Source organism: Bradyrhizobium sp. SZCCHNRI2009 (assembly GCF_032485115.1).
Lineage (GTDB): Bacteria > Pseudomonadota > Alphaproteobacteria > Rhizobiales > Xanthobacteraceae > Bradyrhizobium.
This window is the reverse complement of the sequence record NZ_JAUEUH010000003.1, coordinates 500,905-522,195: the sequence shown is the minus strand read 5'-3', so window position 1 is coordinate 522,195 and position 21,291 is coordinate 500,905. Positions and strand designations below refer to the sequence as shown.

At 66.6% G+C, this 21,291-nt stretch carries 16 protein-coding genes; 8 read left to right on the top strand and 8 right to left on the bottom strand.

Going from position 1 to position 21,291, the window contains the following annotated elements:
• Positions 1-4 precede the first annotated feature (4 nt).
• The gene (locus tag QX041_RS14260) at positions 5-514 is read left to right on the top strand and encodes a response regulator (protein ID WP_316165721.1); all 510 of its coding nucleotides are present in this window, start codon (positions 5-7) and stop codon (positions 512-514) included.
• A 461-nt stretch (positions 515-975) separates the two neighbouring features.
• Complete coding sequence (locus QX041_RS14255; RefSeq protein WP_315750719.1) at positions 976-1,611, top strand: response regulator transcription factor; 636 nt, start codon at positions 976-978, stop codon at positions 1,609-1,611.
• Between the two features lie 114 nt (positions 1,612-1,725).
• Here QX041_RS14255 and QX041_RS14250 read toward each other — a convergent pair whose 3' ends face one another.
• From QX041_RS14250 to QX041_RS14240, 3 genes are all read right to left on the bottom strand, one after another.
• Entirely contained in the window at positions 1,726-5,337 is a 3,612-nt protein-coding gene (locus tag QX041_RS14250; RefSeq protein ID WP_316165720.1) for a PAS domain S-box protein, read from the bottom strand.
• Positions 5,318-5,752, bottom strand: a complete 435-nt coding sequence (locus QX041_RS14245; protein WP_315750724.1) for a response regulator — start codon at positions 5,750-5,752, stop codon at positions 5,318-5,320. Before QX041_RS14245 ends, QX041_RS14250 begins: the two co-directional genes overlap by 20 nt.
• A 382-nt stretch (positions 5,753-6,134) precedes the next feature.
• Positions 6,135-6,845: a GntR family transcriptional regulator gene (locus QX041_RS14240; protein WP_315750726.1), complete on the bottom strand. Its 711-nt coding sequence runs from the start codon at positions 6,843-6,845 to the stop codon at positions 6,135-6,137.
• A gap of 124 nt (positions 6,846-6,969) precedes the next feature.
• Between QX041_RS14240 and QX041_RS14235 the strand changes: the two genes are divergently transcribed.
• The 5 genes from QX041_RS14235 to QX041_RS14215 all read left to right on the top strand — a co-directional run bounded on the left by QX041_RS14235 (position 6,970) and on the right by QX041_RS14215 (position 12,211).
• Positions 6,970-8,001 carry an ABC transporter substrate-binding protein gene (locus QX041_RS14235; protein WP_316165719.1) on the top strand — a complete coding sequence of 344 codons (1,032 nt, stop codon included), beginning with the start codon at positions 6,970-6,972 and terminating at the stop codon, positions 7,999-8,001.
• Positions 8,001-8,765 carry an ABC transporter ATP-binding protein gene (locus QX041_RS14230; protein WP_315750730.1) on the top strand — a complete coding sequence of 255 codons (765 nt, stop codon included), beginning with the start codon at positions 8,001-8,003 and terminating at the stop codon, positions 8,763-8,765. Before QX041_RS14235 ends, QX041_RS14230 begins: the two co-directional genes overlap by 1 nt.
• Before the next feature lie 11 nt (positions 8,766-8,776).
• Positions 8,777-9,637, top strand: a complete 861-nt coding sequence (locus tag QX041_RS14225; RefSeq protein WP_315750732.1) for an ABC transporter permease — start codon at positions 8,777-8,779, stop codon at positions 9,635-9,637.
• Positions 9,634-11,370: an L-arabinonate dehydratase gene (araD, locus tag QX041_RS14220; RefSeq protein ID WP_316165718.1), complete on the top strand. Its 1,737-nt coding sequence runs from the start codon at positions 9,634-9,636 to the stop codon at positions 11,368-11,370. The genes QX041_RS14225 and araD overlap by 4 nt, the downstream gene beginning before the upstream one ends.
• Before the next feature lie 121 nt (positions 11,371-11,491).
• Positions 11,492-12,211, top strand: coding sequence for a ribonuclease activity regulator RraA (locus tag QX041_RS14215; RefSeq protein ID WP_315828378.1), 720 nt, complete (start codon positions 11,492-11,494; stop codon positions 12,209-12,211).
• Between the two features lie 190 nt (positions 12,212-12,401).
• Here QX041_RS14215 and QX041_RS14210 read toward each other — a convergent pair whose 3' ends face one another.
• The 4 genes from QX041_RS14210 to QX041_RS14195 all read right to left on the bottom strand — a co-directional run bounded on the left by QX041_RS14210 (position 12,402) and on the right by QX041_RS14195 (position 18,505).
• The gene (locus tag QX041_RS14210; protein WP_315828377.1) at positions 12,402-14,501 is read right to left on the bottom strand and encodes a S9 family peptidase; all 2,100 of its coding nucleotides are present in this window, start codon (positions 14,499-14,501) and stop codon (positions 12,402-12,404) included.
• Positions 14,502-14,509: 8 nt separating this feature from the next.
• Positions 14,510-15,697: a pyridoxal-phosphate-dependent aminotransferase family protein gene (locus QX041_RS14205; protein ID WP_315828376.1), complete on the bottom strand. Its 1,188-nt coding sequence runs from the start codon at positions 15,695-15,697 to the stop codon at positions 14,510-14,512.
• A gap of 155 nt (positions 15,698-15,852) precedes the next feature.
• On the bottom strand, positions 15,853-16,578 hold the full coding sequence (locus QX041_RS14200; RefSeq protein ID WP_315716988.1) for a thermonuclease family protein: 726 nt from the start codon (positions 16,576-16,578) through the stop codon (positions 15,853-15,855).
• 202 nt (positions 16,579-16,780) lie between these two features.
• Entirely contained in the window at positions 16,781-18,505 is a 1,725-nt protein-coding gene (locus QX041_RS14195; RefSeq protein WP_315828375.1) for a hypothetical protein, read from the bottom strand.
• A 430-nt stretch (positions 18,506-18,935) separates the two neighbouring features.
• Between QX041_RS14195 and QX041_RS14190 the strand changes: the two genes are divergently transcribed.
• Positions 18,936-19,796, top strand: coding sequence for a caspase family protein (locus QX041_RS14190; protein WP_315750742.1), 861 nt, complete (start codon positions 18,936-18,938; stop codon positions 19,794-19,796).
• A 581-nt stretch (positions 19,797-20,377) separates the two neighbouring features.
• On the opposite strand, the gene QX041_RS14185 is transcribed toward QX041_RS14190, so the two are convergent.
• Positions 20,378-21,256, bottom strand: a complete 879-nt coding sequence (locus QX041_RS14185) for an efflux RND transporter periplasmic adaptor subunit (RefSeq protein WP_315716991.1) — start codon at positions 21,254-21,256, stop codon at positions 20,378-20,380.
• Between the last annotated feature and the right edge of the window lie 35 nt (positions 21,257-21,291).

The window sequence follows — 21,291 nt, the reverse complement described above, 5'->3', positions numbered from 1 at the left end:
GCCAATGCCGGTCATGAGTTCGGAACTTGCATCCAGCCGGTCGGAGCGCGCCGATGATGGCGAACGGCGCGCGCTGCAGCTCTTGGTCGTCGACGACGACGCCGCGCAGCGGACGCTGATCGCGCTGGCGGCCAAGCAGGCCGGCCACGCCGTGACGGTCGCGGCCACGTGCAGCGATGCGATCCGCGAGGTGCGCAGCAACCGCTTTGACTGCGTGACGCTCGATCTCATGCTCGAGGATGGCGAGGGGACCGAGGTCCTCAAGGTCATCGCAGATACCCGCTTCGCCGGTTCCGTGATCGTGATCAGCGGCATGGATGCGGCAAAGCGAATTGAGGCCCGGCTGTTCGCGCGCTCGCTCGGGATCGACCTGCAGAGCCTGCCGAAGCCAGTCGATCTGGCAGCGTTGCGCATCTGCCTGGCGAATCTCGGCAAGACTGTGCTCGGCCTGCCCGTGGTTCACACCTGGGGCGGCGTCGCCGCCGAAAGTGTTGCCGCGAAGCATCGGTCCTGACAGAGCTGCATCGGCGCAAGCCGCGGTCCAGGGCGCACAATCCTATGCAACGTCCGAATCCCGCCGATCTCTGATCAAAACGAGGGCAAGGCCGGCTGACGGCTGTACGTCTTGTGTCAAATGCCGTGCAGATTTTCGTGGGCTGAGGGGCGTGCACGCGTCCGCCGCCGAGCATGTCTGTGGGCGTGGTGCACGTGGGCAACGCCGATGCGATCAGAGTTTGATGTCGATCATGACGCTGTCGGCGTTGATGTGTTTTTGCAAGGCAGCATGCTGCCCGAGACGACTGCCTTGAGATCGTGTCCAGATCATGGTCTCGTGAAGGCGATCACCGGTCTGCAGCTACTACTTGTGGGTTAGGATCATAAACCGTACAAATACGGGTGCCCAAAGCACCCGACGAGTATGGTATCATAAGACGCGCTTTCATTGTTTCTTCTCCTTTGCAAGAGCAATCGCCCATGGCCGAACAAACAGCTTCCCGCGGTGAGATTTTTGTCGTCGATGACGACCCAGCCGTGCGCGACACCCTCTCGATGGTCTTGTCGGCAGGTGGGTATGAAGTGATCTGTTTTGCGGACGGCGCCGCGCTCCTGGCGGTGGCGCGGAGCAGGACACCGGCCTGTATCCTGCTCGACGTGCACATCCCCGGAAAGTCCGGTCTCGACATTCTCAGGGAACTGCACGGCGAGGACTATCCGGCTCCGATCTTCATGATCTCGGGCCAGGGCGACATCCCGATGGCCGTCAATGCGATCAAGAACGGGGCGCTCGACTTCATCGAGAAGCCGTTCCGCGGCAGTGAGATCGTGGCCCGTCTGAACGAGGCGATCGGCGCGTTCGCGCGGCGGCAGAAGGAGAATGCCTCGCCGAAGATCGGCTCGCTGCATTTCCCCGGCCGCGAGCCGCTGACGCGGCGCGAGCGCGAGGTCCTGGAACAATTCACGGCGGGGGCCTCGAACAAGGAGGCGGGGCGCACGCTGGGCATCAGCCCGCGCACGATCGAGGATCACCGCGCCAACATCATGAAGAAGCTCGGCGCGCGCAACGCGGCCGATCTGATCCGCATCGTGATGACGGCGTCGCGCGCCAATTGAGCCGATGGCCGGGCCGCCCGCACGGGGCCTCAAGCTGGAGTAGCGGCAACCGCAAGCGCCAGGCCGCGTTGGTCGGGCCGCATTGGCCAAGCCTCGTTTTTCAAGCCTGGTTTTTCAAGCCTCGGTCGCGGCGAGCGCCTTGCGGATCATCTTGGCGAGCTCGGATTTGCGGTACGGCTTCGGCAGCAGAAGAATTCCTTCGTCGAGCCGGCCGTGATGCACCACGGCATTCTCGGTGTAGCCGGAGGTGAACAGGACCCGCTGCGTCGGACGAATCCGCTGGATCTCGGATGCGAGCTGGCGGCCGTTCATCGTCCCCGGCATGATGATGTCGGTGAAGAGCAGATCGAACGGCTCTCCGGCATTGGTGATCGCCAGCGCTTCGGCGGCATTGGCCGCCTCCAGCGTCGCATAGCCCAGTGCATGGAGCTGGGCGAGAACGTAGCCGCGCACCAGCCGGTCGTCCTCCACCACCAGGATCGTCTCCTGGCCGCCCTGGATCGCCGGCGCGTCGCCCGAGGGCTGCGTGATCGCTTCTTCGCTGCCCGGCGGCAGGTACATCCGGATCGTGGTGCCGTGGCCCTCTTCGCTGTAGATCCTGATGTGGCCGGCCGATTGCTTCACGAAGCCGTACACCATCGACAATCCGAGCCCCGTCCCCTTGCCCGGCCCCTTCGAGGTGAAGAACGGATTGAACACCTTGTCGATGATGGCGGCGGGAATGCCGCTGCCACTGTCGCTCACCGCGATCATCGCGTAGCGACCGGGCCGCACGTCGTCGTAGAGACTTGCGTAGTTCTCGTCGAGGTCGGCCCAGCCGGTCTCCAGGATGAGCTTGCCGCCATTCGGCATCGCGTCGCGGGCATTGAGCGCGAGGTTGATGACCGCCGTGGCGAGCTGGTTCGGATCGACATGCGCCACGCAGGTCTCGTCCTGGAAGACGGACTCGATCTCGATCTGCTCTCCGAGCGTCGGCCGCAGCAGCTTGGCCGTGTCGATCATCAGCGTGTTGACGTCGACCTCGCGCGGCTGCAGCGGCTGCCGGCGCGCAAAGGCGAGCAGATGCTGGGTGAGATCGGCCCCGCGCGCGGCGGCCTCGTCGATCATCCTAGTGATCGCGGCGAGCTGCGGCTCCTTGGCCACGGCCGCGGCGAGAATCTCGATCGTGCCGGTGATCACGGTGAGGATGTTGTTGAAGTCGTGTGCGATGCCGCCGGTGAGCTGGCCGATCGCCTCCATCTTCTCGGACTGGCGGATCCGTTCCTCGGTCGCGATCTTGTCGGTGAGGTCGCGGAAGAAGCCGTTCAGCACGAAGCCGTTGCGGGTCTTCAGCGCGGTCACGCTGAGCTCGGCCTTGAACTCGCGGCCGTCGCGCCGCTTCACCATGACCTCGCGTCGGCGGCCGACCCCGAGTGCGCTCGCTTGTCCGGTCATCAGGATGCGGCCGAGCGCGGCGCGCAGCTCCTCGCCGACGTCCCCGACCGTGATCACGTCGAAGACGTCCTTGCCGATGATCTCGGCGCGCGACCAGCCGAAGATCTTCTCGGCCTGGGAGTTCCAGTTGAGAATGGCCCCGTTGTCGTCGACCTGGACGAAGGCGTCGAGCGCGGTCTCGACGATGTTGCGGGCGAGCTGTTCGCTCTCCCGGAGCGTCTCCTGCGCCAGCCGGCTCTCGGTCATGTCGCGGCCGATGAAGAAGTGGCGCTGCACCGGCTCCGACCAGTTCGAGGTCCAGGACAGCGTCACCACGCGGCCGTCCTTGTGGACGTAGCGGCAGTCGGAGGTGCGCGCCCGAAGGCCGAGGCGCGAGGCGCGAAGCTCCTCGCGTGCTTTGGGTAGATCGTCCGGGTGGATGAACTCCGCGCCGCTGCGGCCGATCATCTCCGCCGGCGTATAGCCGAGAATCGCCTCCACACTCGGTGAGACCTGAACCAGGATGCCATTGCGGTCGGTGATGAGGATCAGGTCCTGCGACGTCTCGAAGATGCGCCGCCGTTCCTCGGTCTGCTGGCGCAGCGCCAGTTCGGTCCGGCGGCTCTCGGTGACGTCGCGTGCGATCTTGGAGGCGCCGATGATCTGGCCCGTCGGTGATTTGATCGGCGAGACGCTGAGCGAGACCTGGACCAGCTCACCGTCCTTGCGGATCCGCACCGTCTCGAAATGCTGGATCCGCTCGCCGCGGGCCATGCGCGCCAGAAGGTCCTGGGCCTCGGCCATGCGCTCGGGCGGCACGAGGAAATCCGCAAGGCGGCCCACGGCCTCCTCGGCGGAGTAGCCCAGCATGGCCTCGGCTGCCGGATTCCAGGCGGTGATGGTGCCGTCCAGCGACAGCGTCACGATCGCGTCGTTCGACGATTCCACCGCGGCACTGTAGAGCCGTTCGCGGGCGGCGAAATGGTCGCGCGCTGCTTCGGTCAGGTAATGCTCCTGGACCTCGCGCTCGAGCTCGGCGGTCTTGGTGCGAACCTCGTCCAGCACGCGGGCGAAGGCGCGCGCCAGCACGCCGGTCTCGCCGACCGCCTCGAGCGGGATATTCACCGCCTCGCCGCGCCCCACGCCCTCGACGGCCTGGGTCAGTTGGTTGATCGGCCGCGTCAGCGAGCGCGCGACCACGAAGGCGAGCGCGGCCGCGCACAGCATCGCGATCAGGCCGACCTCGATCGCCGTCTTGCGGATGGCGAGGGCGGGCGCCATGAAGGCGGTGTTCGGGATCGTCTCGATCACCGCCACCCATTCCTGTCCCGCGAGCAGCGCCGGCGCGAAGGCGACACCGCCGGGACGATCGGCTTCGTCGTGCAGGATCTGCGCGAAACCCTCGGCGCTGCCGGTCGCGCCGGCGAGCGTCGGAAAATCGTCCTGCCATCGCGTAGATCGGCCGCGTTTTGAGGCGAATTCCCGGTCTGATTCGGGATGGAAGAGATAGTCGCCGCGGGCGTTCACGACATAGAGCTGCGCGCCCGGGCGGGCCGCCGTGCGCAGATGCGCGAAGATCGGGCGCATGTCGAGATCGACCATCAGGATCGCGTACGGCTTGCCGTCCGGCGCGAACACCGGCGTGCCGACGCACAGCATCGGCACGCCTGTCTTGGGGTCCGTCGTGTTGCCGTCGAGAATGATCGGCGAGAGCCGGATGCCGCCGGGCGGCAGGCTCAGCGTCTCCTTGATGTAGTTGCGCTCGCCGCGCGTGATCAGCTCGTTCTCCGGAACGATCCGCACCGTGTTGCCCGGCCCGAGCCGGTCGACCCGGATCAGCTCGCGATAATCGTTCTCGATCCCGACCAGGCGGATCATCGCGTAGGTCGGCTTGGCCTGCAGCTCGGCGAAGTAGCGCGTTGCGACCCGCTCGCGCCACGACTGCGCCGGCAGCCCTTCGCGGGGATCGGGAGCCCCCGTCTTCAGCGTGCGCATCAACGTCGCCAGATTCGGCGAGGCGCGATAGCCGTTGATGTCATTCCGGGCGCTGCCGACATAGTTTTCGAGCTCGGTCGCCATCAGCCGCGAATGCGACTCGATTCGATCGAGCGCGCGCGGCAACAGCGCCCGCTCGAGGCTGCGATAGCCGAGCCAGCCGACGGCGAACACCGCGATCGCGACCAGCAGGATCATCGCGATCGCCAGCCGCGTCGTCAGCGTGAGGCGGCCGCCGAACCGCGGCGCCTCGCTCGCGCGCTGCGCGCCGCTGAGCAGGAGCCCTTCGGTTCGGCCGTCAGGATTTCGGAACAGCATCTTGGCCTGGCCGGGGTCGAGCAGCCCGATCGCCTGCCGATGCCAGGCATTCGGAAACCATCGTCAGGAGGGCTGCCGGTTTGAATGGCTTGGGCAATGCGGACACCGCTCCCAGCCTGGTGGCCATGGTAAGATAGTCGGGCTCGGTCACCGAGGTCGGGGTGTGGGCACGTCCCGAGGTCATGATGATCGGAACGCCCGGCGTGTGCTTGAGGATCAAGCGCATCGCCTCCAGCCCGTCCATGCCCGGCATGAAGATGTCCAGGATCACCAAGTCAAAGCTCTCGCTCTTGAAGCGGACGAGTGCCTTCTGGCCGTCGCCGGCGATGCCGACGACGTGACCGGCCCGTTCGAGCACGCGCTGAATTGTCAGCTGCATGAGCGGATCGTCGTCCACGACCAGAATCTTCGCCACGCTCCGCATCTCCCGATTGGCTGGCAGCAAGACCAACGGTCAGTTGTAAGGTTTTGCCCAATTCGCGGCGCGCCGCAAGCGTTTCGCCGGGCAAGTCACATGCAGGATGGGGCGCGGTGATCGATGTCCTGTACGGGACAAGGGTGGACTATCCGGGCGCCGGGCCTGCATTCGAGGCGCTCGCGCCGTAGTTGCATGGCACGGAGCGCTTCACAATCGCCTCGTCCTCGCGTGGAATGCACAATATTTGAGCACATGTCTGAGGGTTTGCGATCCCAGGTGGCGCGACAGACGGTGCGGACCAGCACGGGACGAAGTGGCCACAGACGACATGCCGGCGTGCGGCGTGACACCGCTCACGTCCTCCGATTGGGCGGGGCCGCTAGCCACTGAGATAGTCCGGCCAGCGGCCGCGAATGGTCGCGAGGTCGCTCAGCGTCCCGGTCAGGTGCTCGCGCAGATGCGTCTGCGCGTCGTCCGGCCGGCCGGCGGCGATCGCATCGACGATCTGCTTGTGATGGCGCAGGATCGTCTGCGCCTTGCCGGGCGAGGGCAGATGCAGCCGGCGCAGCCGGTCGATGTGACCGCTGCGGCTGCGCACCAGGGTCCACAGCTCGTGCTTGTCCGCGGCGGTGTAGAGCCGCTCGTGAAATGCGTTGTCGACCACCGTGAATGACGCGAAGTCGCCGTCCTTGGCGAATCGCCGCTGCTGGGCGATCAGAGCATGGAGTTCGTCGATCGGCGCCGCCGCAGGCCGCAGCGCGAGCAGGCGCACGATCTCGAGCTCCAGCGCCTGGCGCAGGAACTGCGCCTGCTGCGCCCGACCAACATCGATGCGGCTGACCAGGGTCGCATGCTGCGGGAACACGTCGACGAGGCCTTCCTCGGCGAGGCGCATCAGCGCGTCGCGGATCGGCGTCGAGCTGAGGCCGAACTCGGCCTGCAGCGCCGGCCGCGACAATGGCGCTCCCGGTGGGAGCGCGAGGGCGATGATCTGGTCGCGCAACCGCTCGAAGACCTGCGGTGCCGCGCGCCGGCTCGGATCGAGCCGTTCGGGCGGGAGAACCGCAGCAGGCGTCGCGGGCAATGCCATTTGGTGGGACGTCCGGCTCGAATGTCGCAGGGGGAGAACAGCCCTTGTCAGAGATGCACTAATGCATTAGTGCATCTCTCCGCCGGCCGTCAAGAAGGAGCCGGCACGCGAGGAGGGATGTCCCATGTTCGAGAAGTTCGCGCGCTCGGCCGCACGAGCCGCCGGCCTGCTGGCCACGCTGCTGGTCGCGGCGGCCTGGAATGACGCCGCGCAGGCCCAGCAGAAGACCGAAATCTCGCTGTCGCGCCAGCCTGGCATCTTCTACATGCCGAGCCACATCATCGAGAAGAACAAGCTGATCGAGAAGCATGCGGCCGCGCTCGGCGTGCCCGGCGTCACCACCAAATGGCTGACCTTCTCCGGCGGCGGCGCGCAGACCGATGCGCTGCTGTCGGGCAGCGTCGACATCCTCAACACCGGCACCGGCAATCTGCTGCTGTTGTGGGATCGTACCCGCGGCGGCGTGAAGGGCATCGTCGCCACCTCGGCGCAGCCGATGACCCTGATCAGCCGCGATCCCAACATCAAGTCGATCAAGGACTTCGGTCCCAGTGACAAGATCGCCGTGCCGACCGTCAAGGTCTCGACCCAGGCCATCGTGCTGCAGATCGCGGCCGCCGAGGCGTTTGGCGCCGATCAGTGGAACAAGCTCGACGCCAACACCGTGCAGCTCGGTCACCCCGACGCCTATACGGCGCTGTCGAACCCGCAGCACGAGGTGCACAATCATTTCTCGATCCCGCCCTACACGTTCCTCGAATTGAAGAACGTGCCCGGCGCGCATGTCGTGATGAATTCGCCCGACGTCATGGGCGGACCGCTGAGCCAGGCGCAGTTCTTCACCACCACGAAGTTCGCCGACGCCAATCCGAAGATCATCCAGGCGGTGCGCGATGCGACCAAGGAAGCGCAGGACCTGATCCGCAGCGATACCAGGACGGCGGTCGAGATCTACAAGGAGATCACCGGCGACAAGACCTCGGTCGATGACCTGCTCGCCTGGCTCAAGGAGCCCGGCATGATGGAATGGAATCTGGAGCCGCAGGGCACCATGAAGTTCGCGGCCCATCTCGCCAAGATCGGCACCATCAAGACCCAGCCCAAGGCCTGGACCGATTATTATCTCCCCGTCGCGCATGATCTGAAGGGCAACTGATGTCCGCTCTGCTCGACGTCGATGGCGTCACCCTGCGCTACAAGACCTCCAGCGCAGTGATCACCGCGACGGAGCGGGTCGGCTTCTCCGTCGACCGCTCCGATCGCTTCGTGCTGCTGGGACCGTCCGGTTGCGGCAAGTCGACCTTGCTGAAGGCGGTCGGTGGCTACATCAAGCCGAGCGAGGGCCGGATGCGCATCAACGGCCGCGAGATCACCGGTCCCGGCGCCGACCGCATGATGATCTTCCAGGAGTTCGACCAGCTGCTGCCGTGGAAGACCGTGCTCGCCAACGTGATGTTCCCGCTGCTGACGGCGCGGCGCATGCCGCGCAAGGAGGCCGAGAGCCGCGCCCGCACCTATATCGAGAAAGTCGGGCTGACGCGCGTCGTCGATGCCTATCCGCACACGCTGTCGGGCGGCATGAAGCAGCGCGTCGCGATCGCCCGGGGCATGGCGATGGAGCCGGACATCCTGCTGATGGACGAGCCGTTCGCCGCGCTCGATGCGCTGACGCGGCGCACCTGCCAGGACGAGCTGCTGCAGTTGTGGAACGAGACGAAATTCACCGTCTTGTTCGTGACGCATTCGATCGCCGAAGCCATCAAGATCGGCAACCGCATTCTGCTGCTGTCGCCGCATCCCGGCCGCGTCAAGGCCGAGGTGGTCGACGTCGACAAGGTCTCGGCCGAGGACGGCAGCGCGGCGCGCCTGGAGAAGCAGATCCATGATCTCTTGTTCTCCGAACCTGCAACGACGCATTGAGGACGGCGCCCATGGCTGAAGCCAAGATCATCCTGCGCGATACGTCGGCCGCGAGCGCCGCGCCTGCAGATGTCGCGCGCAAGCTCGGCGTGCTCGAGCTGCTGTGGAACGACGGCTTCGTGCGCAAGAGCCTGATCATCGTCTTGCTCGCCGCGATCTGGCAGGCCTATGGCAGCTATCTCGACAATCCCCTGCTGTTCCCGACCTTCTCCGACACCATCGCGGCGCTGTGGGAGAAGGTCCGCGACGGCACCATCCCGATGCGCGTCTGGACCTCGCTGAAGGTGCTGTTCATGGGCTATGCCGCAGGCATCGTTCTCGCGGCGATCCTGACTGTGCTCGCGATCTCGACCCGCATCGGCACCGATTTCCTCGAGACGATCACGGCGATGTTCAATCCCTTGCCGGCGATCGCGCTGCTGCCGCTGGCGCTGATCTGGTTCGGGCTCGGCAGCGGCAGTCTCGTCTTCGTGCTGATCCATTCGGTGCTGTGGCCCGTCGCGCTCAACACCCATTCCGGCTTCAAAAGCGTCTCGAACACGCTGCGCATGGTCGGGCGCAACTACGGTCTCAGCGGCTTCTCCTATGTGATCCGAATCCTGATTCCGGCGGCGTTCGGCGCCATCCTCACGGGTCTGAAGATCGGCTGGGCCTTCGCCTGGCGCACCCTGATCGCGGCCGAGCTGGTGTTCGGTGTCTCCTCGGGGCAGGGCGGCCTCGGCTGGTTCATCTTCGAGAACCGCAATCTGCTCGAGATCCCCGCGGTGTTCGCCGGCCTGCTGACCGTGATCCTGATCGGCCTCGTGGTCGAGAACCTGATCTTCCGCACCATCGAGCGCAAGACCGTGCTGACCTGGGGAACGCAATCATGAGCCACAAGAAGAGCCCCGATCAGCTGCGCAGCGCGCGCTGGTTCGCGCCCGACGATCTCCGTTCCTTCGGCCACCGCTCGCGGGTGATGCAGATGGGCTATGCCCAGGAGGAGTGGAAGGGCCGTCCGGTCATCGCCATCATCAACACCTGGTCCGACGCGCAGCCCTGCCACATGCACTTCAAGCAGCGGGTCGACGACGTCAAGCGCGGCGTGCTGATGGCCGGCGGTTTCCCGATCGAGCTGCCTGCGCTGTCGCTGTCGGAGTCGCTGTTGAAGCCAACCACGATGCTCTATCGCAACATGCTGGCGATGGATGTCGAGGAGCTCTTGCGCGGCCACCCCGTCGATGGCGTCGTGCTGATGGGCGGCTGCGACAAGACCACGCCGGCGCTGCTGCTCGGCGCCACCAGCATGAACCTGCCGGCGATCTATCTCCCGGCCGGGCCGATGCTGCGCGGCAACTGGAAGGGCAAGACGCTGGGCTCCGGCTCCGACGCCTGGAAGTACTGGGATGAACGCCGCGCCGGCAAGCTGTCGGACGCTGATTGGAACGCGATGGAAGCCGGCATCGCCCGCAGCCACGGCACCTGCATGACCATGGGGACGGCCTCGACCATGACCGCGATCGCGGAAGCGATCGGCATGACCTTGCCCGGCGCCTCGTCGATTCCGGCTGCCGATGCCGAGCACATCCGCATGAGCTCGGAATGCGGCCGCCGCGTCGTCGAGATGGTGTGGGAGGACCTGACGCCATCGAAGATCCAGACCCATCAGGCGTTCGAGAATGCGATCGCGGTCGCCATGGCGATGGGCTGCTCGACCAACGCCATCATCCATGTGATCGCGCAGGCGCGCCGCGCCGGCGCCGATATCGGCCTTGATGATTTCGAGGCCGCCAGCCGCAAGGTGCCGGTGCTCGCCAATGTCCGGCCGAGCGGCGACACTTACCTGATGGAGGATTTCTACTATGCCGGAGGGCTGCCCGGCCTGATGAGCCGTATGACCGAGCATCTCCATCTCGACTGCCTCACCGTCAATGGCCGCACCCTCGGCGACAACATCAAGGGCGCCGGCGTCTACAATGACGACGTCATCCGTCCGCAGTCGAACCCGATCTATCGCGAAGGTGCGCTCGCCGTGCTCAAGGGCAACCTTGCGCCGGACGGCTGCGTCATCAAGCCCTCTGCCTGTGATCCGCGCTTCCTCAGGCACACCGGCCCGGCGCTGGTGTTCGACGACTATCCCTCGATGAAGAAGGCGATCGACGATCCCGATCTCGACGTCACCGCCGACCATGTGCTGATCCTGCGCAATGCCGGGCCACAGGGCGGGCCGGGGATGCCGGAATGGGGCATGCTGCCGATCCCGACCAAGCTGGTGAAGCAGGGCGTGCGCGACATGGTCCGGCTGTCCGACGCGCGCATGAGCGGGACGTCCTACGGCGCCTGCATCCTGCACGTCGCGCCGGAGGCCTATGTCGGCGGTCCGCTGGCGCTGGTGAAGAATGGCGACCTGATCACGCTGGACGTCGCCGCGCGCACCATCAATCTCGATGTGCCCGAGGACGAACTGGCGCGCCGCCGCGCCGCCTGGACTCCGCCGGACCCGCGCTTCGAGCGCGGCTATGGCTGGATGTTCGCCCGCCACATCAAGCAGGCCAATGATGGCTGCGATTTCGATTTCCTCGAGACCGGCTTCGGCGCCGCAGTCGGCGAGCCAGCGATTTATTAGTTCACCCGTCATTCCGGGGCGCCGCGGAGCGGCGAGCCCGGAATCCATAACCACGATCGGGAGTATGGATTCCGGGCTCGCGCTCCGCGCGCCCCGGAATGACGACCGGAGAGAGCAGGACATGACCAGACTCAGCACCGCCACCCGCAACAAGCTCAAGACCGTCTCGACGGCCACGGTCGCTACCGCGCTGTTCAAGCGCGGCCTGCGCATCCAGTGCATCCAGAACGTCCATCCGCTCAGCCCGGCGCAGCCGACCATGGTCGGCGAAGCCTTCACCTTGCGCTACATCCCAGCGCGCGAGGATCTCAACACCATCGAAGTGTTTCGCGACCGCGGCCATCCGCAGCGCAAGGCCGTCGAAGATTGTCCGCCCGGCGCCGTGCTGGTGATGGACAGCCGCAAGGACGCGCGCGCCGCCTCGGCCGGCGCCATTCTCGTGAGCCGCCTGCAGCAGCGCGGCGTCGCCGGCGTCGTCACCGACGGCGGCTTCCGTGACGCCGCCGACATTGCCAAGCTCGGCATCCCCGCCTTCCACCAGCGTCCGAGCGCGCCGACCAATCTCACCCTGCATCATGCGATCGAGATCAACGGCCCGATCGCCTGCGGCGACGCGCCGGTGTTTCCGGGTGACGTCATCCTCGGCGATTCCGACGGCGTCATCGTCATCCCCGCCCATCTCGCCGACGAGATCGCGGACGAGACGTTCGAGATGACCGCGTTCGAGGATTTCGTTGCCGAGGAAGTTGCCAAGGGCCGCTCGATCCTCGGCCTCTATCCCGCGACGGATCCGCAGACGCCCGCCGACTTCGCGGCGTGGCGCGCGAAGCACAACCGGTAGCAGTCATGTCCTCCGCTGTTGTCCCGGCCTTGAGCCGGGAGCCATAACCACAGGGCGACGTGACTACGAAGGACGCAGCTCCAGCGCGCTCAGAAACGGACGGCGATGGTTACGGGTCCCTGCGTTCGCAGGGACGACACCGGTGTTCAGGCGAGAGTTTGCCTCAGATCGGATTGCAGCCCATCGCCGCTCACGCCGTCCGATCTGCCAGACCCACCGCCCATAGCGCGAACGCGTAGACGATCGCGACCTCGTCCAGCCGGTTGAAGCGGCCGGAGGCGCCGCCGTGGCCGGCGCCCATGTTGGTGCGCAGGAGGACCGGCCCGCCGCCGGTCATCGTCGCGCGCAGCTGCGCGATCCACTTTGCAGGCTCCCAATAGGTGACGCGCGGGTCGGTCAGTCCGGCCATCGCGAGGATCGCGGGATACTCCTTGGCGGCGACGTTGTCGTAGGGCGAGTAGGACAGGATGGTGCGGAAATCCTTCTCGCTCTCGATCGGGTTGCCCCACTCGGGCCATTCCGGCGGCGTCAGCGGCAGGGTATCGTCGAGCATCGTGTTCAGCACGTCGACGAACGGCACCTCGGCGACGATGCCGGCGAACAGCTCGCCCGCGCGGTTGGCGACCGCGCCCATCAGCATGCCACCGGCGCTGCCGCCATGACCGACGATGCGCCTGGCGCTGGTGTAGTTCGCCGCGATCAGCGCCCGTGCACAGGCAGCGAAGTCGTCGAAACTGTTGGTCTTCTTCTCGCGCTTGCCGTCGAGATACCAGCCCCAGCCCTTGTCGGTGCCGCCGCGGATATGGGCGATGGCGTAGACGAAGCCGCGGTCGACCAGCGACAGCCGGTTGGCCGAGAACGAGGCCGGCATCGCGTGGCCATAGGAGCCGTAGCCATAGAGCAGCAGCGGCGCCGAGCCGTCGGCGTTGAGGTCGCGCCGGTGCAGCAGCGACACCGGCACCTCGGCGCCGTCCTCCGCCTTGGCCATGATGCGCGTGGTGACGTAGTCGGCCGGATTGTGCCCGGACGGAATCTCCTGGCGCTTGCGCAAGGTCTTCGCGCGCGTCACCATGTCGTAGTCCCACACCTCCGACGGCGTCGTCATCGACGAATAGGCAAAGCGCAGATTGGTGGTGTCGAACTCGTAGGAGCCCATCGCGTCGAGCGAATAGGCGCCTTCGTCGAAGGCGATGGCGTGCTCCTCGCCGGATGCGAGATCGCGGATGACGATCGACGGCAGCGCATTGGCGCGCTCCAGCCGCACGAGGTGCCCGGCATACAGATCGTGGTCGAGTACGTAGATGCCGGCGCGGTGCGGAATGAGGTCGCGCCAGTTGGCGCGCTCGGGCGCGGACAGCGGCGCGGTGACGATCTTGAAGTCGATGGCGCCGTCGGCATTGGTCAGGATGAACAGCTCATCGCCGCGGTCGGCGATCGAATATTGCACGCCGTTCTCGCGCGCGGCCACGAGGCGCGGCGGCGCCTCGGGAGCATCGAGATCGATCAACCGTTGTTCGGACGTCTCGTGGTCGCCGCCGGCGATGACGCAGAACCGGCCCGACGTCGACTCGTGCACATGGGTGAACCAGCCGGTGTCCTTCTCCTCGTACACCAGCGCGTCTTCGGCCTGCCTGGTGCCGAGCTTATGCCGCCACACCTGCATCGGGCGGTGATTGTCGTCGAGCTTGACGTAGAAGAAGCTCGTGCAATCGCGTGACCACACCACACCGCCGTCGGTCTCCTCGACGACGTCGTCGAGATCGTTGCCGCTATCCCAGTCGCGGACGCGGATGGTGAAATATTCCGAGCCCTTGGTGTCGGCGCTCCAGGCGACGCGCTTGTGGTCGTGCGAATGCCGGCTGCCGCCGAACTTGAAATAGTCGTGGCCTCGCGCCAGCGCATCGCCATCGAGCCCGATCGTCTCCGCCCCGCCGTTGCGCGGCGTCCGGCAGAACAGCTCGTGCTGGCCGCCCTCGCGATACTTGCGGAAATAGGCGTAGGGCCCGTCCGGCGACGGCACCGAGGAATCGTCCTCCTTGATGCGGCCGCGCATCTCCGCGACGAGCTTCTTCTGCAGCGGTGAGGTGTGGCCGAGCACGGATTCCGCATAGGCGTTCTCGGCCTCGAGATAGGCGCGGATATCAGCATCCAGCAGCGACGGATCGTGCAGCACCTCCTGCCACCGCGCGTCTTTCAGCCACGCATAGTCGTCGCTTACGGTGATGCCGTGACGGGTGAAGCTGTGCGGATGGCGCGGCGCCACCGGCGCCTTGGTGCTCAAGTCGGTCATGTCGTCCTTTACGGGGTCACGCTCTCGCCGAGCCATTGGATCGCGGCGTCGAGGCCTCCGCGGCCGTGCGGAATCTTCAACGCCACCAGCGCCATTTCGATCACGCCGAGCGTGCCCAGCACCATCGGCGCGTTGACATGGCCCATATGGGCGATGCGGAACGCCTGGCCCTGGAGATCGCCGATCCCGGTGCCGAGCACGACGCCGCACTGCTCCTTGCAGTAGGTCTGCAACACGGCCGGATCATAACCTTCGCCGACCAGCACAGTGGTCACGGTGTTGGAGCGCTCGGCGGCGTCTTCGATGTTGAAACCGATCACCTGGCCCTCGCTCCACTTCGCCACCGCGCGGCGCACGGCCTCAGCCAACAGCTCATGGCGGCGGAAGGCATGCGGCAGTCCTTCGGCGAACAGCATGTCCATGGCTTGGCGCAGTGCGAACAGCAGATGCACCGGCGCGGTGCCGCCATATTTGCGATAGTGCTCGGTGCCCTCGCGCTCGCTCCAGTCCCAATAGGGCGTGCGCATGTTGGCGCGCTTGTGCGCCTCGAGCGCGCGGTCATTGGCCGCGACGAAGCCGAGACCCGGCGGCGTCATCAGGCCCTTCTGCGACCCGGACATCGCGACGTCGATGCCCCAGGCATCCATCTCGAACGGCATGCAGCCGAGCGAGGCCACGGTGTCGACCATGTAGAGTGCCGGATGGCCCGCGGCCTTGATGGCGCGGCCGATCGCCTCGACGTCGTTGACGACGCCGGACGCCGTATCGATCTGCGCCACCACGATCGCCTTGATGCTGTGCTCCTTGTCGGCGCGCAGCCGCGCCTCGACCTCGGCCGGCCGCACCGCGCGGCGCCAGTCGCCGCGGAGCACTTCGACCTCGGCGCCCATCGCGCGCGCCGCATTGCCCCAGCCGATCGCGAAGCGGCCGCTCTCCAGCACCAGCACCTTGTCGCCGCGCGCCAGCACGTTGGAGAGCACCGCCTCCCAGGCGCCGTGACCGTTGGCGATGTAGATGTAGGTCTTGCCCTTGGTGGCGAACAGCCGGCCGAGATCGGACATGATGCCGTCGGTCAGCTCGACCATCTGCTTGGAGTAGATGTCGAGCGCCGGGCGGTGCATCGCCTGCAGCACCTCGTCGGGCATCGTGGTGGGTCCCGGGATGGCCAGAAACTCCCGGCCCGCGCGAACGGTCATTGTCAGTGTCCTCGGCGATGTGGTTTGGCGGTTGAGGGTGGTGACGGGCTCTCGCACACGGCCGGCCCATGGTCGTTTTACGTGGCGCGGCGCATTAAGAAAAGCCGGAGAAGCCGGGGGGCTGGCATGCCCCGGCAGGCCGGCGGGTTGGGCCGTCAGCGCCTCGTTTCGCGGCAGCCGGCGGCCTCGGCCTCCTCGACCGAGCAGAACCAGCGGGTGCCCTTGGCGACGTGCATCTTGATCTGCGCGTACCAGCGGCTCTGCGGCGTGTGATAGATGCACTCGCCGGCGCCGTTGACATTGCCCTTGATGGTGCAGTCCGGCGAGGGCGCGACCGGGCCCGAGGCCGAGGCGAGCAGGATTTTGCGCGCGCCCTCCGGCGGGTTGGTGGCCCCGAGGATCGCAGTCTTCTTGTTGCGCACGCGCCAGTCCCATGGCGCGATGAACGCGCCCTGCCACATGCCGGCCTTGGCTGCGCGCGCCTCCGCCTCGTCGGGCTCGTAGTCATGCGAGAGGGTGCGATAGGCCAGCGCCCAGCCGCTGCGCACCAGCCATTTCTGGATGTCCTCGCCGTCGACGTCGCAGCGCGCGACCTGGCGGCCGCGGCGGTCGATCGAGCGCGGATGGCAGGTCCAGCTCTTGCCGTCGACGTACTTGATCAGCTCGTCACGCGCCGCCACGCCGCAGGTCCAGCGCTCGCCGTTCTTGTTGAGGCAGAGCTGATCCACGGAGGGCGCGTCGATGCCGCCGAGCCGGATGCGGGTGGTCCCGATCGTGATCCCATCGGCCTCACGGATCTTGGGAATCCCGGTGATGTCGGCCGCGGACGCGACGGAGGGCAGCAGCAGGAGGAGCGCAAGCAAAGCTGGTTTCATCGACATCAACGGGCGCGGGTCGTCCTTGGGGATGGGAAGGCTGGAGCAATTGTGCGGCGGATCGGCCCGCGGTTCCAGCGCCGTGATTGGCTGAGCCGCTCAACTTCGCGCGATGGCGGGCTGAGAGAAGGGCGACTCGAGCTATCACCTCGACGGCAGTGCGCTCCCTTTCCCGCAAGGGGGAGGGGAGCCGACCGCCATCACTCCCTCACCGCACGACGACCCGCCGCGCCAGCGCCAGGCCCATCAGCACGAAGGCAGATGTCACCTCAGGGCCGCCGACCAGGATCCGGGTCGGGGTCTTCATCTTGTTCCACTCATAGGCGCGGTACGGATGCCGCCGGCCACCCTCGCCGAACGACGTCACGATGCAATGCACTGCGGGCGCGAAGCTCGCCGCAGCGCCGCCGAGATGGCCGAGCGCGATCAGCGCCAGCGCGGCGTCGAACGGGTTCATCTCGCGGCCGACCAGCTCGTCCTCGACATAGGCCAGCACGCGCAGACGAATGAGCTCGAACGCGCCGTCGGGATCGATCGCCTGCCGCGCCGCCGGCGGCAGCGCCATGAAGGCGTGGTAGCAGCGGCCGAAATAGGCGCAGTACAGCTCCGGCAGATAATAGATGTGCGAGCGGGGGTCGGCGAAGGCGCCGCTCAGCACCAGCCGCTGCTGGAAGCCGACAATCCGCCTGACGACATCGAGCCGGGCTTGCGTCTCCAGGATCTGCCAGCGCCCGAGATTGCGGAACGATACCTCGAGCACGTCGAGGTTCAACGTCGGATCGAGATCATTGCCGTAGGGCCGCTCGCCGGCCAGGCTGTCGATCCAGGTCGCGACACCGCCTTCATAGTCGATGTTGTCGTTGATCGGCACCGTCACGCGCGGCTCGTTGCCGCCGGCGCGCACCTGGTAGCCCGCATAGAAATCCAGCAGCGGCTGGCTCAACATCGGATCCTCCGAGCCGGCCTGCGTCGCCGCCGAGAACGAGCACGCCGTGGTGTCGCAATCCGGCACGTAGACGCCGAAGCCGAGGTCCTGCTTGATCTGGGTGAAGAAGCGCGAGAAGCGCGGATGCGGCGGCGGCGCCAGCGCGGTGACGACATTGTAGCTCTTGCCGTCGGCGCCGCGCACCTCCTCGCGGCTGATGGTCAGGCAGAACTCGACCATGGCGGCGATGGCGCTGCGCGCCGCGCTTGTCTGCTCCGATGACGCGAGGCCCGTCTCCAGATAGCTCAGCAGCGCCTCGGTGAAGAACGCGTCGTAATAGGCCGAGCGGTGGCGGATCTGCACCGGCTCCCACATCGGCTCGGCGATGCCGCGCCACGGCGGATTGATCACCGCGGCCGCCGGCGATCGCGCGATGAAGACGCGGGCGAGGTTGAACAGCAAGGTCGAGTTCTTGTAGCCGCGGGCGTCGAGCCCCTGCAGCGCCATCTTGACCTCGCGGCCCTTCATGTCGGGATCGCCGATCAGGTTGAAGGCGGCATAGGTCGGGATGAAGCCATTGCGGCTGAACGAGCCGAGCAGATCGGCGCCACAGGCCCGGATCACGCGATCGACCTCGCCGGCCGGCGGCATGGCCGCCGCCGCAGTCCGGCGCGGCGGGGCAGGGTGGTGCAAGGCGACGCTGTCGACCAGATCGGCGACGGGGCGGCCGACCTGCTCCCAGTCCGGCGTCGGATTGTCGCGGGCAAGGACCAGCGCGTCGCGCAGCGCATTGAGAACAGCGGGATCGTTCAACTCGGGCAGGCCGGCACGGCGCAGCAATGCGCGCAGCGCCGGGTTCCCGAGCGCGGTCCGATAGAATTTCGACAGATGCGGGTCGCCGCTGCCGGGCCGGCGCAGGATGGGATCGCAGACCTCGTACAGCGAGGGCCCATCCTTCCGGGCCGTCAGTGCGCGACAGGCCGCGCCGGCGAAATACTGGAAACTCAAGCGAGGACTCGCGGGTTGTCGAAGGCAGGACGAGCGGCATGCGTTGCTCGAGACGCCCGGCAAACGGCGCGTCACGCGCATGCATTGGGCAAACTGACACGCTGGACGGCCAAAGACAACGTGACGGCGGTCACGGCGCGGGAGGCGGATTTGGCGGCAATGTGGTCTCCCGGCGGTCCGTCCGGGGTCGTTTGGAGATCGCCGTCATGGTTAAATTTGCGTTTCTCTTCAAGTGCTTGAAAAGTCAATGGTGTTCCGATGTTGCTTGGGACGCGGGTTCGGGTTAAGCCTTTCTTCGTTGCGGCGCCGCAATTTGCGCGCATTGAGACGACACATCGTCTCGCAACCCCTCAAACCTCAGAGGCACCAGCGCGACCAAAGGGTGCACCCCTTTGGCATCGATGGGCAGGCTCGGACCAGGATTGACGTGATGACCGCAAGGCAGCCTTCTCTTTCCCGCCGATCGGCCGTGATCGCCGCCGCGCTTCTCTGCACGGTGTCGCTCGCGATCGGCGCGCATGCTGCCCTGAACAAGCGTTCGCTCGAGGCGCCCAAGGCCGCGGCCTCCGAGCAGAGCAGCGTGGCGACCGGCAACGGCGCGCGCCTCGCGCTCGTGATCGGCAATGGTCACTATCCCGACGCCAACGCGCCGCTCGTCCAGCCGATCAACGATGCCCGTGCGCTGACCGGCGCGCTGCGCCGCGACGGCTTCGACGTCGACGTCGTCGAGGATGCCAACAAGGACGACATGGCCCGCGCGGTCGAGCGCCTCAAGGCCAGGATCAAGCCCGACTCGGTCGTGATGCTGTTCTTCGGCGGCTACGCCATCCAGGCCGGACGCGAGAGCTACATGATCCCGGTCGACGCCAAGATCTGGCGGGAAGCCGACGTGCGCCGCGACGGCACCAGCATCGAGCGCCTGCTCGACACCGTCCGCGAGCAGGGTGCGCGCGCCAAGCTGGTAGTGATCGACGCCGCCCGCCGCAATCCCTATGAGCGCCGCTTCCGCGCCTATTCGCACGGCCTGGCGCCGATCAATGCGCCGGCCAACGCCCTGATCCTGTCGTCGGCGACGCCAGGCAAGGTGCTGGACGATCCGAAGGGCCAGAACAGCGTGCTGGTCACCGAGCTGCTGAACCAGCTCGGCAAGAGCCCGAGCGCCGAGACCGTGTTCAACAAGACCCGCAACGCCATCGCCCGCAGCTCCGACGGCGAGCAGGTGCCGACCGTGTCGTCCTCGCTGGTCGAGGACATCCGCTTCAGCGCCGACGTCGCCAACGCCGGCAGCTGAGCTTAGCCTGTCCCGCGCCTGAGATGCTCCGCCTTCTCGGCGGTCTCCCACCCTCCCCTGGAGGGGGAGGGTCGCCTCACGGCGAGCGAAGCGAACCGTGGGGCGGGGTGGGGTGATCTCTCCACTTGCACCGTCATCCGTGGCTCCGCCGCACGTCGCTGACGCGCCGTGCGACGACCCTCCCCCTCCAGGCGATAGTCATGTACTTGACATATACTGCAACGCAGCCTCGATAGACCGCTCGCGTGATATTTGTAGCGTGCGTCTCTGATCCGGGTGAGTGCATCGGATGATAGTCCAGCCGCGCCCGGAGTCTACTTGCTCAATCTCTAGCATGCGGCAGAACGTAGCCAATTCAACCCCGATATCTGAGGTTCTGATGTGCCAATCGTACGTTGCACTATTTTTCATGTGGTTCCGGCTTCTTTGACGCCAGCTGCTTAATAATCTCGTCGGCCGCAGACTTGTCTTCATCCGCCTCGATCTCGCGCGCCTTCTGAATGAAGGCTTCGATTGCTCCGGGTTGCCCTCGAAGGGCGGGTGCGTAGCGCGCCCGCCGGCTCTCTACGACGCCGCTGCCCTCAATTGCTCGCCATCACCGGCCGGACCGGGTCGCCCTCGCGCAGCAGCGCGCCGGCGCGGGTGACGACGACGTCGCCCTCGGCGAGGCCGTCGCGGATCTCGACCTGGCCGCCGGCCATCAGGCCGATCTCGACCCGCTTGGTCTCGATCCGCTGAGCCCGGACCACCTGCACCACCGTGCCGTCGGGATCGTACAGCACGGCGGTCAGCGGCACCGCAACGCCGCAGCTCTGGCCGATCTTGATCACGGCGCGGCCGAACGAATTGACCAGCAACCGCGCCGTGCCGGTGATGCCGATGAAGGCCTGGCCGAGCTGGCTGTTCGGCTCGACGGTCGGCGCCACCCTTCGGATCTTGCCCTCGACCTCGCCGGCCCCGACGATGCGGATCCGCGCGGTCTGGTTGACCGCGAGCTTGCCGAGCTGGGCTGATGGCACCAAGCCGACGAGATCATATTCGTTGCGGGCGAGAATCGAGAACAGCGCCTCGCCGCGACCGGAGGCGAACGCGCCGATGGTGGCGCTCGACGACAGGATGGTGCCCGCGACCGGCGCCTGGATCATGATCGTGCCGCCCTCCGGCGGCGTCAGCCGCGCCAGGTTCTGTCCGGCCGTGACGGTGTCGCCGGCATCGACCAGCACCTCCGCGACCTTCAGGCCGGGACGATCGGGCCTGACGGCGGTCTCGTCGCGCGCTAGCACCATGCCGGACACCTCGACCGTGTTGTCGAAGCAGGCCTTGGTCGCCTTGAGCACGCTGACCGCGGCGCCCTTCGGCGCGCCGTCATCGGCTGCCGCAGCCTGGATCATCGCCAGCAGGCCGGCGGCGGCGAGCATCGGCATCCGGCGCATCGTGGCGGCAATTGCGGCATGTCCCATCCGAAACCGATCCTCGCGAACCCAATTCATTGCAC